This is a genomic window from Serratia sp. 506_PEND, from assembly GCF_001076875.1.
GTDB classification, from domain to species: domain Bacteria; phylum Pseudomonadota; class Gammaproteobacteria; order Enterobacterales; family Enterobacteriaceae; genus Serratia; species Serratia marcescens.
This window is the reverse complement of the sequence record NZ_JVEL01000510.1, coordinates 13,623-29,971: the sequence shown is the minus strand read 5'-3', so window position 1 is coordinate 29,971 and position 16,349 is coordinate 13,623. Positions and strand designations below refer to the sequence as shown.

Here is a 16,349-nt window from a genome sequence, read left to right as displayed (position 1 = left end):
TAAGCTTTATCCAGCAGCGAGGATGGGGAGTGGCCTGGGTGCTGGATACGCACCCGCATGCCGACCATTTTTCTGCCGCCACCTGGCTGGCGCAGAAAACCGGCGCCCTTACCGGCATAGGCGAAAAAATTACCGCCGTGCAGGGGCTGTGGCAAGACATCTATAATTTGAAAGAATTGCCTCCCGCCGAGACCCTGTGGGATGCGCTGTTTGCGGATGGGGACGTCTTTTTTATCGGCAACCTGCGCGCTGAAGTCTTGCTGTCTCCTGGCCACACGCTGGCGTCCGTCACTTATCACATTGCCGATGCGGCGTTTATTCACGATACGTTTTTCATGCCGGACAGCGGCACCGCAAGGGCCGATTTCCCCGGCGGAAATGCGGAAGCCCTGTGGGATTCGTTGCAGCGGATCTTGAGCCTGCCTGCGGATACCCGCCTGTTTACCGGCCATGATTACCGCCCGGCGGGGCGTGAGGCCCGGTGGGAAAGCACTGTGAGAGAGCAGCGCGAGAACAACCCCTGGGTGGCCAACATGGATAAAGCTCAATTTATCGCGCAAAGAAAGCAGCGAGACGCCACGTTGCCGCATCCGGAATTGATGCTGATGGCGCTGCAGGTCAACATTCGCGGCGGCGTACTGCCTGATTGCGAAGATGATGGGCGGCACTACCTCAAAATTCCTGTTAATCGCTTCAAGGGATGAATCAAGCCAGAGAGGCGCGATCGTTCACGGCTGCCAATCTCAAGGCGATCGCGCCGTCTGTTAATGGTTTTTTATGAAATAATCAGACTGATTCATATTTAATTATTTGTTTTTACACAAAACACGCGGCGCTTGCCCTCGCCGAATACAGTCACTACATTAACAACTGTACTTCCCACACTGCTAAGGAAAACACCATGAAAGCTGCCGTAGTGACGAAAAACCATACCGTAGACATTCAGGATAAAGTGCTGCGCCCGCTGAAGCACGGCGAAGCGGCGTTAAAAATGGAGTGTTGCGGGGTGTGCCACACCGATTTGCACGTGAAAAACGGCGATTTCGGCGAGGTGCCGGGCATTACGTTGGGGCATGAGGGCATCGGCGTGGTCTCCGCCGTCGGTGAGGGCGTCACCTCGTTAAAAGTGGGTGACCGCGCCAGCGTCGCCTGGTTTTACCAGGGGTGCGGCCATTGCGAATACTGCGTCAGCGGCAACGAGACCCTGTGCCGCTCGGTGAAAAACGCCGGCTACAGCGTTGACGGCGGTATGGCGGAAGAGTGCATCGTGGTGGCGGACTACGCGGTGAAAGTGCCGGATGGGCTCGATTCTTTCGCCGCCAGCAGCATCACCTGCGCCGGCGTCACCACCTACAAGGCGGTGAAGATTTCCGATATCAAACCGGGGCAGTGGATCGCCATTTATGGCCTTGGCGGGCTAGGCAACCTGGCGTTGCAGTACGCCAAGAACGTGTTTAACGCCAAAGTGATCGCCATCGACGTCAACGACGGTCAGTTGGAGTTCGCCAAACAGATCGGCGCCGATCTGACCATCAACTCCAAAACGCAAAACGCGGAGGAGATCATTCAACAGCAAACCGGCGGCGCTCACGCGGCGGTGGTGACGGCGGTGGCGAAAGCCGCCTTCAACTCGGCGGTGAATGCGGTGCGCGCCGGCGGTAAAGTGGTGGCCGTGGGGCTGCCGCCGGAGAGCATGGATCTGAGCATTCCGCGCCTGGTGCTGGACGGCATTCAGGTGGTGGGTTCGCTGGTGGGCACGCGCGAAGATCTGAAGGAGGCGTTCCAGTTCGCCGCCGAAGGCAAGGTGACGCCGAAAGTGACCAAGCGGCCGCTGAGGGATATCAACGCCATCTTCGACGAGATGAAGGCGGGCACCATTCGCGGTCGCATGGTGATCGATCTCGGCATGGCGAAGTAGGCCACGCGCAAAAAGAAGGCCACCTGCGGGTGGCCTTCTTGTCATTACGCCGGGTTCAGAACAGGCCCAGCGGCTTGGCGTCGTAGCTGACCAGCAGGTTTTTCACCTGTTGATAGTGCGACAGCGCCGCCTTGTGGGTCTCGCGCCCGATGCCGGAGTTTTTGTAGCCGCCGAACGCGGCGTGCGCCGGGTACAGGTGGTAGCAGTTGGNCCATACGCGCCCGGCCTTGATCGCGCGGCCCATGCGGTAAGCGCGGTTGATGTCGCGGGTCCACAGCCCGGCGCCCAGCCCGAACTCGGTGTCGTTGGCCAGCGCCAGGGCTTCGGCCTCATCCTTGAAGGTGGTGACGCCAATCACCGGCCCGAAGATCTCCTCGCGGAAGAAACGCATGCTGTTGTTGCCGGTAATCAGCGTCGGCTGCAGGTAGAAACCGTTTTGCACTTCGTCGCCGCGCTGGGCGGGCTCGCCGCCCGCAATGATTTTGCCCCCCTCGTTTTTAGCGATGTCGATGTAGGACAGGATCTTGTCGTACTGCTGTTTTGACGCCTGGGCGCCGATCATGGTCTCGGTGTCGAAGGGATCGCCCTGGCGGATGGTAGCGATACGCGCCAGCACTTTCTCCATAAACTGCGGGTAGATGGATTCCTGGATCAGCGCGCGTGAAGGGCAGGTGCACACCTCCCCCTGATTGAAGAAGCCGAGCACCAGCCCCTCAACCGCTTTGTCGATAAACTCCGGTTCCGCCTGCATGATGTCTTCAAAATAAATGTTCGGCGATTTTCCGCCCAGCTCGACGGTGCTGGGGATGATGTTCTCCGCCGCACAGGCGAGGATGTGGCGGCCGACCGGCGTGGATCCGGTGAAGGCGATTTTTTCGATGCGTTTGCTGCGCGCCAGCGCTTCGCCGGCCTCGCCGCCGAAACCTTGCACGACGTTGAGCACGCCCGGCGGCAGCAGATCGCCGATCTCTTCCATCAGCACGCTGATGCCGAGCGGCGTTTGTTCCGCCGGCTTCAGCACCACGCAGTTACCGCCCGCCAGCGCTGGCGCCAGTTTCCAGGCGGCCATCAGCAGCGGGAAGTTCCACGGAATGATCTGGCCGACCACGCCCAGCGGTTCATAGATATGGTAAGCCACGGTGTTCTGGTCGATCTCCGCCGCGGTGCCTTCCTGCGCGCGCAGGCAGCCGGCGAAGTAACGGAAATGGTCGACCGCCAACGGCAGATCGGCATTCAGGGTTTCGCGGATCGGTTTGCCGTTGTCCCAGGTTTCGGTCAGCGCCAGCATCTCCAGCCGCGATTCGATGCGATCGGCGATCGCCAGCAGCACGTTGGAACGCTCCTGCACGCTGGTTTTGCCCCAGGCGTCTGCCGCCGCATGCGCCGCGTCAAGCGCCAGCTCGATGTCTTTGGCGTCGGAACGCGGGAATTCGGCGATCGGCTGGCCGGTCACCGGCGAGGTGTTGGTGAAGTAGTTGCCGGATACCGGTTCGACAAATTTGCCGCCAATGTAGTTGCCATAGCGTTTACGGAACGAAACCAGCGAGCCAGGCAAACCGGGGTGAACATATTTCATGTGAAGCACCTCTCTGCAGATGATAACCGGCGCTATTGCGCTGCGCCTGTGAGTGCGGCCTGTCGCCGCAGCACAGAGAAGCACGCCCCGTGCCAGATTAGCGATGGGCGTAGCATTAGTAAAAAAATGGCTATTTATTAAAATGTTAGGCATTGACAGGGGTAAGGCAATCGAGCGGTGCCGCGGCCGCCGATGATTTTTTGTGTCCCGTGTCGCAACGCCTGGTACACATTTATGATACACATTTGCAACACTAGCGAACGGGGGAGAAACGCATGTTGTCTGACGACCGCTTGCCCGCAGAGGGCGCCAGCGTGCTGACCCAGCCGTTGGCGGAATCCTGGCAACGCAGCCAGGGTTATGGTTTGACGCGCACCGATCAACATATCCCGTTTATCAAACCCGGATTGCTTGAAGAGCTGCGCAGCCGCAACGATTGGGTGCCGCAGCGGGTACAGCCGTTGATCGAGCAGCTGGGTGCGCAAATTACGCGCCAGCCCGCCATTGTGGTGATCGCCGACGCCGGCGGGCTGGTGCTGGAAACCCGCGGCAATACCGACTTTCTGCATAAGGCGTCGCGCTTTGCGCTGGCGCCGGGCAACCAGTGGGGAGAAGCGGAGCGGGGCACCAACGCCATCGGCACCGCGCTGGCGCTGGGCGCATTCTGCGAAGTGCGCGGCGACCAGCATTTTCTCAACCAAAATGCCGGATTGAACTGCACCGCCGCGCCGATCTATCGTCCGGATGGCCGCATTGCCGGCATACTGGATCTCTCCGCCCCCGCGCAGCGCCCGTACCGCGATGCACAGCGCCTGATCATGCAGGCGGTGCGGCATATCGAACACCGCTGGGTCAGAAGCGCGATCGCCGATCGCCACTGGACGCTGCGCCTGCACGCCGATGCCCGCTGCCTGGGCAGCGCGCAAGAGCTGCTGCTGGTTTTTCACGACGAAGTGCTGATCGCCGCCAATCGGCTGGCGATGATGGAGTTCCGGCTTTCGTCGGCCTCATTCGGCTCCGTTGAGTTCACCCAACTGTTTCCCGACCTGTTGCGACAGCCTTCCGGCGCACCGCGCCAGACGCTGGCCGGCAATCAACAGCACTATTATTCGTTGCTTGAGGCGCCGCAGCGCCGCGTCAGCGCTCTGCGTTCTGCGCCGCCGGCGGAACGGCACGACGAGCAGCATCAGAAAGCGCTGCGCATTCTCAACGCCGGCCTTTCGCTGTGCGTGACCGGCGAAACCGGCTGCGGTAAAGAGCATTTCAGCCGCCGCCTGTTTCAAGAGAGCCGCTGGCGCAACGGCAACTTTGTGGCGATCAACTGCGCGGCGCTGCCTGAGCCGCTGATCGAATCCGAACTGTTTGGTTATGCGCCGGGGGCGTTTACCGGCGCCAATCCGAAAGGCTACATCGGCAAGATCCGCGAGGCGGACGGCGGCGTGCTGTTTCTCGATGAAATCGGCGATATGCCGGCGGGCCTGCAAACACGCCTGCTGCGGGTGTTACAGGAAAAAACGGTCACGCCCCTCGGCAGCCGCAGCGCTTATCCGGTCGAATTCGCGCTGGTCTGCGCCACGCACCACGATCTGCATCGGCAGGTAGAGGTGGGGGCGTTTCGCGAGGATTTGCTGTACCGCATACAGGAATACAGCCTGCGCATCCCGCCGCTCAGAGAGCGGGCGCAGCTGGAGGCCTTCATTTTGCAGCTATGGCGAGAGCTGGGCGGCGAGCGGCGCGACATTCGTCTGTTGCCGGAGGCGCTGGCGATGCTGGCGCGCTATCCGTGGCCCGGCAACGTGCGGCAACTGTTGAGCACGCTCAAGGTGCTGCTGGCGCTGGCGGACGATCATGCGGTGCTTACCCTGGACGATCTTCCTCAGTCCATCGCGGTGCTGGCGCCGCGGCAAGAGAACGCCGATACCGATCAGGGGGCGCTGCAGGCGGCGATCGACAGGTCGGGCGGCAATCTCAGCCGGGCGGCGAAGGCGCTCGGCGTTTCGCGCAGCACGCTGTACCGCAAGCTGGGAAGGCAGAAAACGGCGGCGGAATGAGGCGGCATGATTGCTCATCAATAACCGGCCCCTCGATGCGGGGCCGGTTCATGCTCTAGTCCCCCAGCCCCGGCGGGTTAATCTCGGAATGGGTAATCTTCTCGTCGCTCTCCGCCCAGCGATCCAGCACCTGCAGATAGCTGCCGTTGGCGATGGCGCTGTTGAGCGAAGCCTGCACCGCGTCCACCAGTCCGTTGCCTTTTTTCAGCGTGACGGCGATGTTGGCGGTCTTCGGCCAGCCGCCGGGCACGATGCCCACCAGCCGGGTTTTGCCGGTCAGCCGCGCCTGATAGGCGCCGGAAACGTTGGGCCCGAAGGTGGCGTCGGCGCGGCCGGACTGAATGGCCAGCGTGGAGGCGGCCTTGTCGGTGACGTACACCGGTTGCAGCGGCGCTAATCCCTTGGCGCGGTTCTCTTTGTCCCAGGCCAGCAGCACCGCTTCCTGATTGGTGCCGGAATCGACGATGATCTTTTTACCGGCGATATCCGGCGCGGTTTTGATCTGGGTGATTTTACTGTCGGATTTGACGTAGAAACCCAGCGTATCCTGCCGATAGGTGGCGAAATCGAATTTGGTCTTGCGTTCGTTGGTCACGGTGATGTTGTAAACCGCGGCGTCATATTTGCCGGAGGCCACCCCCAGCGGCCAGTCTTCCCACGAGGTGGGCACCAGCTTGAGTTTCAACCCCAAACCGTCGGCCACCAGGCGCGCGATGTCCGCCTCGCTGCCAATCACCGTTTTATTGTCGCGGGCGTACAGGCCGAACGGCGGGCCGCTGCCCAGCAGAGAAATGGCGACCGTCAGCGTGCCGGGTTCCACGAACCGGAAGCCGGCGGGGATTTTGGCCACGGCTTCGGCGCTTTTCGCCGTGTGGATAGGCGTTTCGTTGGCGACGAGATCCACGCCTGGTGCGGCGGCGGCGGAAAAACTCAGCAGCGCCGCAATCACTATCATCTTTTTGCTATATATCATTATGTTAATTACCTTCATTATTATGGGTGTCACACGGTCGTTGCACTATCTCTAAAGGCGGCAGATCTGTGAACGAACAAAATCAACTAACCAATCTTGGAAAAATCATGAGGCGCCTCTGGCGGCGCTGAATCGATCGAGGATGAACCATGTCGTCGCGTTTCGCTACGTTGGGCCGCATACCGCGCGGCGTGTGGGTATTGGGTGGCGTGAGCCTGCTGATGGACGTTTCCTCGGAGATGATCCATAGCCTGTTGCCGCTGTTTATGGCGACGACGCTCGGCGCCAGCGTGATCGTCATCGGGTTGATCGAAGGGCTGGCGGAGGCGACGGCGTTGATCGTCAAGGTGTTCTCCGGCGTGCTCAGCGATTATCTCGGCAAACGCAAAGGGTTGGCGCTGCTGGGTTACGGGCTGGGCGCCATCAGCAAACCGTTTTTCGCCATCGCGTCGTCGTCCGGCATGGTGATGAGCGCGCGCCTGCTGGATCGCGTGGGCAAAGGCATCCGCGGAGCGCCGCGCGATGCCCTGGTGGCCGACGTGACGCCGCCGGAGATCCGCGGCGCGGCTTTCGGGCTGCGCCAGTCGCTGGATACCGTCGGCGCCTTTTTAGGTCCGCTGCTGGCCGTCGGTCTGATGCTGCTGTGGCACAACGATTTTCGCGCCATCTTCTGGGTGGCGGCGATCCCGGCGGCGCTGGCGATTGCGCTGCTGTTTTTCGGTCTGAAAGAGCCGGCCGCCACGATAACCCACAAGCGCACCAACCCGATTACCCGCGCCAACCTGCGGCTGTTGGGGCGCAGCTATTGGTGGGTGGTGAGCATCGGCGCGATCTTTACGCTGGCGCGTTTCAGTGAAGCGTTCCTGGTCTTGAAGGCGCAGCAGGGCGGCACGCCGCTGGCGTTGATCCCGCTGGTGATGGTCGCCATGAATCTGGTCTACGCCTGTTCGGCCTATCCGTTCGGCAAATTGTCCGACCGCATGAGTCATGAAGGATTGCTGAAAGCCGGGCTGCTGGTGCTGATCGCCGCCGATCTGGTATTGGCGCTGAGCGATCATTGGGCGGGCGTGCTGTTTGGCGTGGCGCTGTGGGGCGTGCACATGGGCATGACGCAGGGGCTGTTGGCGGCGATGGTGGCGCACACCGCGCCGGCGCATCTGCGCGGCACCGCGTTCGGCATGTTCAATCTGATCAGCGGCGTGGCATTGCTGCTGGCGAGTCTCGGGGCCGGAACCCTGTGGGAGCTGTTCGGTTCCGCCTCCACCTTTTACGCCGGGGCGGTCATTTGCGTGGTGACGCTGGTCGGCATGAAACTGGCGCCGTTCGGCGCACGGCAGGGCGCTTAGCGGCCCTCGACAGATTGCGGCATCGCCTGCAGCAGCTCGGGCACCTGCTGGGACTCGACCGCCCGGCTGAACAGAAAACCCTGGCCGATATGGAAACCGGCTTCGCACAGCGTTTGGCGCTGCTGCTCGGTTTCCACGCCTTCGGCGATGATATCGATCGACAGCTTTTGACCGAGAATGCCGATGCTTTCCACGATCGCCAGGATCGCCGGTTCGGTGTTCATGCGTTGAATAAAGTCGCAGTCCAGCTTAATGCAGTCCAGCGGGTAGTCCATGATATGGCTGAACGAGGAGTGGCCGGTGCCGAAGTCGTCCAGCGCGATGCGGATGCCCATCTCTTTGAGCATTTGCAGCGCGCGCAGTACGTATTTCGAACCGTGCTTGTTGAACGCGTGTTCAGTCACTTCCAGTTCGATCAGGTGATGGGGAATGCGGAACTTCAGCAGGCGTTGCAGGAAGGTTTCGGCGTAGTTGTCGCGTAAAAACTCGATCGGCGACACATTCAGCGAGATAGGCCGCACCGCCACGCCGGCCGCGCGCCAGCGGGCGATATCGGCGAAGACTTTCAGCTGCATGGCTTCGCTGATCTTGGTTGCCAATTCGTAGTCGTTGAACGCCTCGCTTACCGTCGCCGGCAGCTGTACGCCGTTTTGCGGGCAGTGCCAGCGCAGCAGCGCTTCAAAGCCGACGATGCTGCCGTCGATCAGGCAAACCTTCGGTTGGTAGCTGGGGCGGATGCAGTTGTCGCGCACGATCTGGCGCGCGTAGTTGAGCTGGCTGGCGCGGGCGCGGGCTTTGTCCATCATCTTGCGATCGAACATGTAGACGCCGCCGCGGCCGCCGTCTTTCAGTTCATACAGCGCGGTATCGGCGCATTTCATCAGCTCCGAAGCGTCGCGAGCGTCTTTGGGATAAATGGCGCCGCCGATGCTCATGCCGCAATGCAGCGTCTTGCCGCCGTGGGTGATCGGCGTCTCCAACTGCAGCAGAAACTTGTTGGCGATGCGGAAAATATCCTGCTCGTTTTCGACGTCGCTGATCACCACGGCGAACTCGTCGCCGCCGAGGCGGGAGACGAACGAATGCGCATTCATGCAGGCGCTGAGCCTTTTACCCAAGACCCGCAGCAGATGGTCGCCCGCCGCGTGGCCCAGCGTGTCGTTCACCAGCTTGAAGTGGTCAAGATCCAGCAGCATCAGCCCAAGCGACTTTTTGCCGTGCAGGGCGCGCTTCATCTCTTGCTTCAGCTTTTTCTTGAATAAGCGTCGGTTGGGCAGGCCGGTCAATTCGTCATATTCGCTGGCGAGCAACAGGCGCTGTTCCATCACGCGTTGCGACGTCACGTCGCGCGAGACGCACAAAATCTCGGCCACGGCGCCGTGTTCGTCGCTGACCGGTGTGAGAATGTTGTCCCAGTGCTGTTTTTTACCCTGCGGCGTCACGCTCAATCCCGCGAAGCGCGCATTTTTTCCGGCTCTGACGCTGCGCAGCGCCTTGCTGCCGCGGCGACGGATCTCGGGGGACAGGAGCCCCAGCCAGGGCATGCCAAACTCTTTTTGCGCCGGATCAAGACCGAGCGCCAGGCTGCCGGAGCGATTCATGTGGCGCAGCGTGCCATCGTGATTGATGACTTTGATGCAATCGACGCTGGCGTCCAGCATGTCTTGCTGGATAGAGAGCGCCTGAACGTTTTGCTGGCGTTGCAGCATCTGCGGATGGATGTCGGTGGCGGTGAGATACCAGCTGGGCTCCTGCGCCATGCCGTCCTGACGGGCGTTAAACGCCAGCATGAACCACCGGTAGGCGCCGCTGCGCTCGCGCAGACGAGCTTCGCCGGCGAATGAGGAGAGGGCAACGATCGCCTGGCGCCATTGCGCGGCCAGGCGATCGCGATCGTCGGTGTGCAGGGCATCGAGCCAGTCTGCGGCGCTGTGCTCACCGGCGATGGCGCCGGTATAGTCGCGCCACTGCTTATTGAAGTAACCGCCAAGGCGGTTGCCGAAGCAAATCAGACCCGGCAAGTCGTCTACGATTTCGCTATAGAGATCAATCGGATTTTTGTTATTGCTCTGCTTGGGCAACAGGGTCATGCGGTATTTCCTCGGAAAATTACCCATATTCGTGCTCTATAGCAGAGCCTCTTTCAATATAGTCTTGCCAATGAAATTAGGAATAGCCAGCGGACGCGGCTAAAAACCGGCCTGGTAGCATGAAATAGATTACGCAAGAACGCATTAGGAATACTCCTGTTATTTATAAGCCCCTCTTATATTGCATCGAAAAATAAGTGCTCCGACCACAGAGGGCTATTGCCATAAAAATTAATCAATCTGATGTTTCTATTTGATGAAATATTCAGGTGTTTTCATGCTCTTCCATCGTCTGCACTGTCGCCGCTATGCGTATTCACTGATAAAAATCTCACTTATGGCGGCAATAGCCGTCATTTCATGCACTCTTCAGCGGTTATCGCAGCACCGTCGCTCGGCGCTTAGAGAAAAGTCATGATACAAATCAAGAAATGTTTTGTTTCATCTGTTGACACTTTGCTTACGTATAAGATAGCCTCGCGAATGAAAATCATTAGCAAAACTGGATGATGAAGCAAAATGCACCCACAGCCTGATCCTTACGCCCGGTCCCGATGGTCGGGTCATTCCGGCGCAACGGCGCCGGCAAGCGTACATTCGCCTCCTCTCCAGACGTCTGCGCCATAGGCGCCCGGCGCGATGGCATCCCTTTGTCTGTCTGCGCCCATTTGCATCTCTCAGCATGTCTGTTCGTGCGGCCCGCGCCGGGTCCGCATGTGTTATCCGTCGTTTCACGATCATAGGAGGTTTCAGCGCGGTTAAAACGTAAGTTTTCTTCTGGGTATAAATAAACATGGAGCGTAAAATGATACTTAATAAAAGATTGAAGTTAGCGTATTGCGTTTTTCTGGGTTGTTATGGCTTATCCATTCATTCTTCTCTTGCCGCTTATCAGGACCCCGGTCGATTGGGCGCGCCTGACAGTTGGAAAACCGCGGAGTTTAATCGCCAATGGGGGCTTGAGGCTATTTCCGCCGAATTCGCCTATGCCAGAGGCTATACCGGAAAAGGTATAACCATCGGCGTTATCGATAACGCCATTCTTTCCCATTCTGAATTCTCCGGTAAACTGACGCGCCTGGATAACGGCAGCTATAATTTCTCGTATGATAAACAAGATAATATGTCTTTCGGCGATCACGGCACGCACGTAGCCGGTATCGCTGCGGCTAAAAGAGATGGCGCAGGCATGCACGGCGTCGCTTTCGACGCGGATATTATCGGCACCAAATTGAATGATTACGGTAATCGCAACGGCCGTGAAGAGCTGATTCAGAGCGCGGCTCGCGTCATCAATAACAGCTGGGGGATCGCGCCGGATATCCGGCGAGACGCCAAAGGCGATATCATCTGGTTGCCGAACGGCAGGCCGGACTACGTGGCATTCGTAAAAAGCGAAGTGATCGCCGAGATGATGCGCAGCAAATCCAGCGTGGAATGGGGCAGCGAACAACCGGTGCCCACCGGCGGGCACAGCGCCATGTCGACGCTGCTACGAGCGGCCAGGCACGGCAAGCTGATCGTCTTCTCGGCAGGAAATTACAACAACTACAATATCCCGGAAGCGCAAAAGTCACTGCCTTACGCTTTCCCGGACGTACTGAATAATTACCTGATTGTGACCAACCTGAGTGACGAAAATCAGTTAAGCGTTTCCTCGACCAGCTGCGGACAAACGGCCAGCTACTGCGTTTCCGCGCCGGGTTCTGATATTTACAGCACCGTTGGCCGGCTGGAATCCAATACCGGTGGCGCCGTGAATCGCGAAGCTTATAATAAGGGCGAGCTGTCGGTTAATCCCGGCTACGGCAATAAATCCGGCACCTCAATGGCGGCGCCGCACGTTACCGGCGTTGCCGCCGTATTGATGCAACGTTTCCCTTATATGAGCGCCGATCAAATATCCGCAGTCATTAAAACCACCGCCACCGATTTGGGTGTTGCCGGTATTGATAATCTGTTCGGCTGGGGACGTGTCAATTTACGCGATGCGATCAACGGCCCGAAAATGTTTATTACCCAAGAGGATATCCCGCAGGAATATTATGTGCCGGGCTCCTACAGTGAAAAACAGTTCGTGGTGAATATCCCCGGCCTGGGAAATATCGTCGAACCCGGTACCTCTGTTGAGCGGCGCTGCACGTCGAGCGAATGCGACTTCGATTCGTGGAGTAACGACATCAGCGGGCACGGCGGCTTGACCAAAACGGGCGCCGGTACGCTGGCGCTGTTGGGTAATAACACCTATCGCGGTGATACCTGGGTGAAACAGGGCGTGTTGGCGATCGACGGTTCGGTGGCATCCAACGTCTATATCGAAAATAGCGGCACATTGTCCGGTGAGGGCACCGTAGGCGCCTTCAGAGCGGCTCGGAGCGGCAGCGTCGCGCCGGGCAACGGCATCGGCACGCTGCATGTGTTGCACGATGCCATTTTTGATCGCGGTTCGCAGTATAACGTGGAAGTGGCGGACAATGGCCGCAGCGATAAGATCGCCGCGCGGCGCGCTTTCCTCAACGGCGGCAGTGTGAATGTCAGCCTGGAGCGCAGCCAAAACCTGCTGTCGCAGAATGAGGCGCAGAGTCTGCTGGGCAACAAGTACACCATCCTGACCACGACGGACGGCGTTACCGGTAGATTCGAAAACGCCAACCCATCGTATCCGTTTGTTAAAGTCGCGCTGGATTATCAGGGCAATGACGTCGGTCTTGGCATCACGCGCACCGACGCCAGCTTTGACAGCCTGGCCAGCACTGAGAACGAGAAAGCGGTAGCTCGTGCGGTGGAGACGCTCAACGCGACGGAACCGGTCACGGAAACGGCCAAACGCAGCGTGGCGATCCCGGCGGCCGAAGAGGGCAACCTGCTGCAAAGCGATGGGGGCGAGGCGCAAGCCGTGAGCGAAGAGGCGAGCATCGTGGCGGGCCATCCGGTCTATGAAAGCTTCCTCGGCTTCACCTCGGCCAGAGAATTGCAACAGGCGACCCGTCAACTGTCCGGCCAGATCCACGCGGATATGGCTTCCGCCCAGATCAACGAAAGCCGTTATCTGCGCGATACCGCCNAGCGCTTGCGCCAGGCGGAAGGCCGCCGCACCGCTACCGACATTAAAGCGGATGACAACGGCGCCTGGGCGAAACTGCTGGGTAGCTGGGGGCATGCTTCCGGCAACGACAACGCCACCGGTTACCAGACCTCCACCTATGGCGTGCTGTTAGGTCTGGACAGCGAACTGTTTGACGACGGCCGGCTTGGCATGATGACCGGGTATACCCGCACTTCGCTGGATGGCGGTTATCAGTCAGATGCTCACAGCGACAACTACCATCTGGGGCTGTACGGCGACAAACGCTTCGGCGCGTTGGCGCTGCGAGCGGGCGGCACCTATACCTGGCATCGCATCGACACCTCGCGCTCGGTGAACTACGGCGCGCAGTCGGATCGCGAGAAGGCCAAGTATAACGCGCGCACCGGTCAGCTGTTCATCGAAAGCGGCTACGATTGGACGAGCGATGCGGTCAACCTTGAGCCGTTCGCCAACCTGGCGTATACCCATTACCGTAACGAGGAGATCAACGAGCAAGGCGGGGCAGCGGCGCTGCGCGGCGACAAACAAAGTCAGTCCGCCACCGCCTCGACGTTGGGGCTGCGCGCCGACACCGAGTGGCAAACCGACAGCGTGGCGATCGCGCTGCGCGGCGAGCTGGGTTGGCAGCATCAGTACGGCAAGCTGGAGCGTAAAACGCAGCTGATGTTCAAACGCACCGATGCGGCGTTCGACGTGAACAGCGTGCCTGTTTCTCGCGATGGCGCGATTCTGAAAGCGGGCGTCGATGTATCGATTAACAAAAACGCCGTCCTGTCCCTTGGCTACGGCGGGCAGCTGTCGTCCAACCACCAGGACAACAGCGTCAACGCCGGTCTGACCTGGCGCTTCTGATCGCGGTTGCATGCTTCGCTTTATTCAGCCCTCATCGTGACGATGGGGGCTTTTTTTTCGCGGCCAGCCGGCCTTCTGCGGCATGAGCGATACTTTCTCCGCGACCTTTTCCCCCGGCCGGTGTTCACCGCCGGGTTAATCAATCAGAGGAAAACAAACGCTGCTGCCAATAGCGCAATTGCGTCAGCGTGATCGGCGCAGCGGCGGCAATAGCCGCGCGATTTTCCAACGCAATCTCCCGCGCGCGTTGCAACGGCTCGGCGCTGAGGCCTTGCAAGTTTTGTTGCAGCGCCTGTTGCGTTTGCTCCAGCTCACCAACGCTAACGTGCGTCAGCTCATGATGCATCTGCAGCAAGAATTCGTCGTTTAACTGCCGCAGCTGTTCAGCGGTGAACGTCGGGGATTGCAGCGCGAACAGCAGGCCTTCGGCATGGGTGCAGCGGTGGAAGGCACATTGCACCACGTAGCCCACGTTGCGTTCCACGCGCAGCCGCTGAAAATAGCGCGGCGCGTAAAGCCGGGCCAGCACGCGCAGCGCCCAGCGGCCTTCGGCTTCATCGTTTTGCAGCGGGTAAAACTGCAGCAAGGCGTGTTCGGCGCCGCTTTCCGTCAGCGTGACAGGGGGATGTAAACGCGGCGGCGTTTGCGGCTCAGCCGTTATGGCGTAGGGGAAGTCATACAGCAAATGTGACAGCCGCCGTTTTAACTCGCCATCGCCGCCGACCAGGGTGGCATGCCAGTGTGGCGCCGTTGCCGTAGAGACGTTCAGCGCCGCCGGTAATTGGGCCAACAGGCGGCGAATGGCGATATCGTTTTGTTGTTTTAACTGTGCGTGGCGCAGGTTTCTCGCCGCCTCGTTGATGACGGCCGGCGGCTGCGCAGCCAGAGCCCGGTTCACGACGTTCAGGCCGTGGCAGATCAGCCCGTGGCTGCCCGCCAGCTGCAGCAGCCACACGCCCTGGTGGCGTTCGACGCTTAAATGTCCCTCCCGATGCGCCAGCTCCGCCGCGCCAGGGCGCAGCGCCGCCTGCAAGCCACAGGCCTGTTCTTCGCTGAGTGCGCCATGTGACGATGGGCGCAGCAACAGCACCGGCTGCGCCTCGCCGGAACGCAGATGCTGCAGCGGCGCCTGGCCGGGCGGCAAGGGCGGGATCGGCAGCGCCGCCGAAGCGGAGAAAAAGCGGAAAGGTTCCACTGTAGGCGCCAGCGCGGCGCCGGCGAAGGGGCCAAGGGTCAGCGGCAGCCCTTGGATTTCGCGCGTTTCACCGCCCCCCTCGGGCTGCACGGCCAGGCGGCGGCGCGGCGCCGCCATCAGCATAGCGAGTTGCCGCGTCCAGTCGTCATGCTGTTCCGTCGGCGGCAGCCCAAACGCTCTGGCCCGCAGCTGATCGAGCGGCGCCAGACGGTGAAAATCGCGGTTCGCCAGTTGCCCGAAATGCTCGAGCTGGCCTGGTGTCAGCGCGTTCAACGCCTGCAGCCATGCCAGCAAGGCGCTTTCGATATGGGCGGCCTCAGACGCCGAGCCGTGATTGACGGTGAAAATAAAACTCAACAGGGCGCTGTTTTCGCCGCAGCGGGCATAATCCAGCCGAACGGCGTCGCCCCACGCGTGCGCGCGCAGCCGTGCCAGCAGCCCGCCAGGGGCGTCGTCCAGCAATAAACGCTCAAGCCGCCGCAGCCAGCCGCGTGAACGGCAGTGCGGCAGGGCAAACACCAGCCGCAGCTGCGGCGCGCCGGGAAGAGACAGCGTGTAATCTTGCCCGGCGGCCAGCGGCGGCAATGTCTCGGGCGGCGCGGCGCTGCCCGACGGCAAGCCGCCACCGTAGCGCTGTGCCAGCGCATGCAGCTGCTCAAGCGATTGTGGGCCTTGCAGCCACAGCGTCATGTTCGGTGCGCGGTAATAATGGTGGTGAAACTGCCGCAACGCCTGCTGCAACGCGGAAATATCGCTGCCGAAAGCGGCGCGGCTGCCGATATGAAAGCGATGCAGCGCGTCAAATCCGCTGAACATCTGCCGCTGCGCCGCTTCGCAGCGGGTTTCAACATCGGCGCGCAGCAGGCGGTATTCGGCGTCGATGACCTCGATCTCCTGGGCGATCGCCTCAGTCGCCAGCTGCGGAGCGGCGAGCATATCGCTCAGCCGCGCCAACCCATCCGCCAGATGGGCGGCGCCCACCTCAAAGAAAAACGCGGTTTGCGTGGCCTGGGTGGTGGCGTTTAACCGGCCACCGGCCGTCTGGGTCCAGCACATCAGCCCATCTTGCGCGCTGAAGTTCGCGCTGCCGCGAAACAGCATATGCTCCAGCAGATGCGCCAGGCCGGGCCAGGCGGCAGGCGCCTGAAAGCTGCCCGCTTCGATGCGCACCAGCGCGGCGGCGGCGTCGGCGGCAGGATCGCTTATCGCTTTGACGGCCAAACCGTTATCGAGCTGCCACGAAGCGGCGGCGGGCGCCAT

Annotated in this window: 9 protein-coding genes; 5 read left to right on the top strand and 4 right to left on the bottom strand. The window is 60.5% G+C overall.

Going from position 1 to position 16,349, the window contains the following annotated elements; all coding sequences use genetic code 11:
• Window positions 1–704: MBL fold metallo-hydrolase (locus ADK28_RS21040; protein WP_048796577.1), on the top strand; the 704-nt coding region annotated here is incomplete at its 5' end.
• A 197-nt stretch (window positions 705–901) separates the two neighbouring features.
• Window positions 902–1,918: an alcohol dehydrogenase AdhP gene (gene adhP / locus ADK28_RS21035; protein WP_016927758.1), complete on the top strand. Its 1,017-nt coding sequence runs from the start codon at window positions 902–904 to the stop codon at window positions 1,916–1,918.
• A 55-nt stretch (window positions 1,919–1,973) separates the two neighbouring features.
• Here adhP and ADK28_RS21030 read toward each other — a convergent pair whose 3' ends face one another.
• Window positions 1,974–3,494: an aldehyde dehydrogenase family protein gene (locus ADK28_RS21030; protein WP_048796574.1), complete on the bottom strand. Its 1,521-nt coding sequence runs from the start codon at window positions 3,492–3,494 to the stop codon at window positions 1,974–1,976.
• A gap of 275 nt (window positions 3,495–3,769) precedes the next feature.
• On the opposite strand from ADK28_RS21030, the gene ADK28_RS21025 reads away from it, so the two are divergent.
• Window positions 3,770–5,545: a sigma-54-dependent Fis family transcriptional regulator gene (locus ADK28_RS21025; protein ID WP_048796573.1), complete on the top strand. Its 1,776-nt coding sequence runs from the start codon at window positions 3,770–3,772 to the stop codon at window positions 5,543–5,545.
• A 55-nt stretch (window positions 5,546–5,600) separates the two neighbouring features.
• On the opposite strand, the gene ADK28_RS21020 is transcribed toward ADK28_RS21025, so the two are convergent.
• A complete protein-coding gene (locus ADK28_RS21020) occupies window positions 5,601–6,518 on the bottom strand; it encodes an ABC transporter substrate-binding protein (protein ID WP_089184605.1) in 918 nt (305 codons plus the stop codon).
• 149 nt (window positions 6,519–6,667) lie between these two features.
• On the opposite strand from ADK28_RS21020, the gene ADK28_RS21015 reads away from it, so the two are divergent.
• A complete protein-coding gene (locus ADK28_RS21015; protein WP_048796572.1) occupies window positions 6,668–7,864 on the top strand; it encodes an MFS transporter in 1,197 nt (398 codons plus the stop codon).
• Here the strand turns inward: ADK28_RS21015 and ADK28_RS21010 are convergent.
• Window positions 7,861–9,954 (bottom strand): putative bifunctional diguanylate cyclase/phosphodiesterase, encoded by a 2,094-nt coding sequence (locus ADK28_RS21010; RefSeq protein WP_048796571.1) that lies wholly within the window; start codon window positions 9,952–9,954, stop codon window positions 7,861–7,863. The genes ADK28_RS21015 and ADK28_RS21010 overlap by 4 nt on opposite strands.
• A gap of 907 nt (window positions 9,955–10,861) precedes the next feature.
• Here ADK28_RS21010 and ADK28_RS21005 point away from each other — a divergent pair.
• Window positions 10,862–13,894, top strand: coding sequence for an autotransporter domain-containing protein (locus tag ADK28_RS21005; RefSeq protein WP_082172330.1), 3,033 nt, complete (start codon window positions 10,862–10,864; stop codon window positions 13,892–13,894).
• Between the two features lie 139 nt (window positions 13,895–14,033).
• Here ADK28_RS21005 and pqqF read toward each other — a convergent pair whose 3' ends face one another.
• Window positions 14,034–16,349, bottom strand: coding sequence for a pyrroloquinoline quinone biosynthesis protein PqqF (gene pqqF, locus ADK28_RS21000; protein WP_048796570.1), 2,316 nt, complete (start codon window positions 16,347–16,349; stop codon window positions 14,034–14,036).

Bases quoted from the DNA above. Each gene is read 5' to 3' on its own strand.
- ADK28_RS21020 (WP_089184605.1), bottom strand. From the start codon at position 6,518: ATGATATATAGCAAAAAGATGATAGTGATTGCGGCGCTGCTGAGTTTT.
- pqqF (WP_048796570.1), bottom strand. From the start codon at position 16,349: ATGGCGCCCGCCGCCGCTTCGTGGCAGCTCGATAACGGTTTGGCCGTC.
- ADK28_RS21010 (WP_048796571.1), bottom strand. From the start codon at position 9,954: ATGACCCTGTTGCCCAAGCAGAGCAATAACAAAAATCCGATTGATCTC.
- ADK28_RS21015 (WP_048796572.1), top strand. From the start codon at position 6,668: ATGTCGTCGCGTTTCGCTACGTTGGGCCGCATACCGCGCGGCGTGTGG.
- ADK28_RS21025 (WP_048796573.1), top strand. From the start codon at position 3,770: ATGTTGTCTGACGACCGCTTGCCCGCAGAGGGCGCCAGCGTGCTGACC.
- adhP (WP_016927758.1), top strand. From the start codon at position 902: ATGAAAGCTGCCGTAGTGACGAAAAACCATACCGTAGACATTCAGGAT.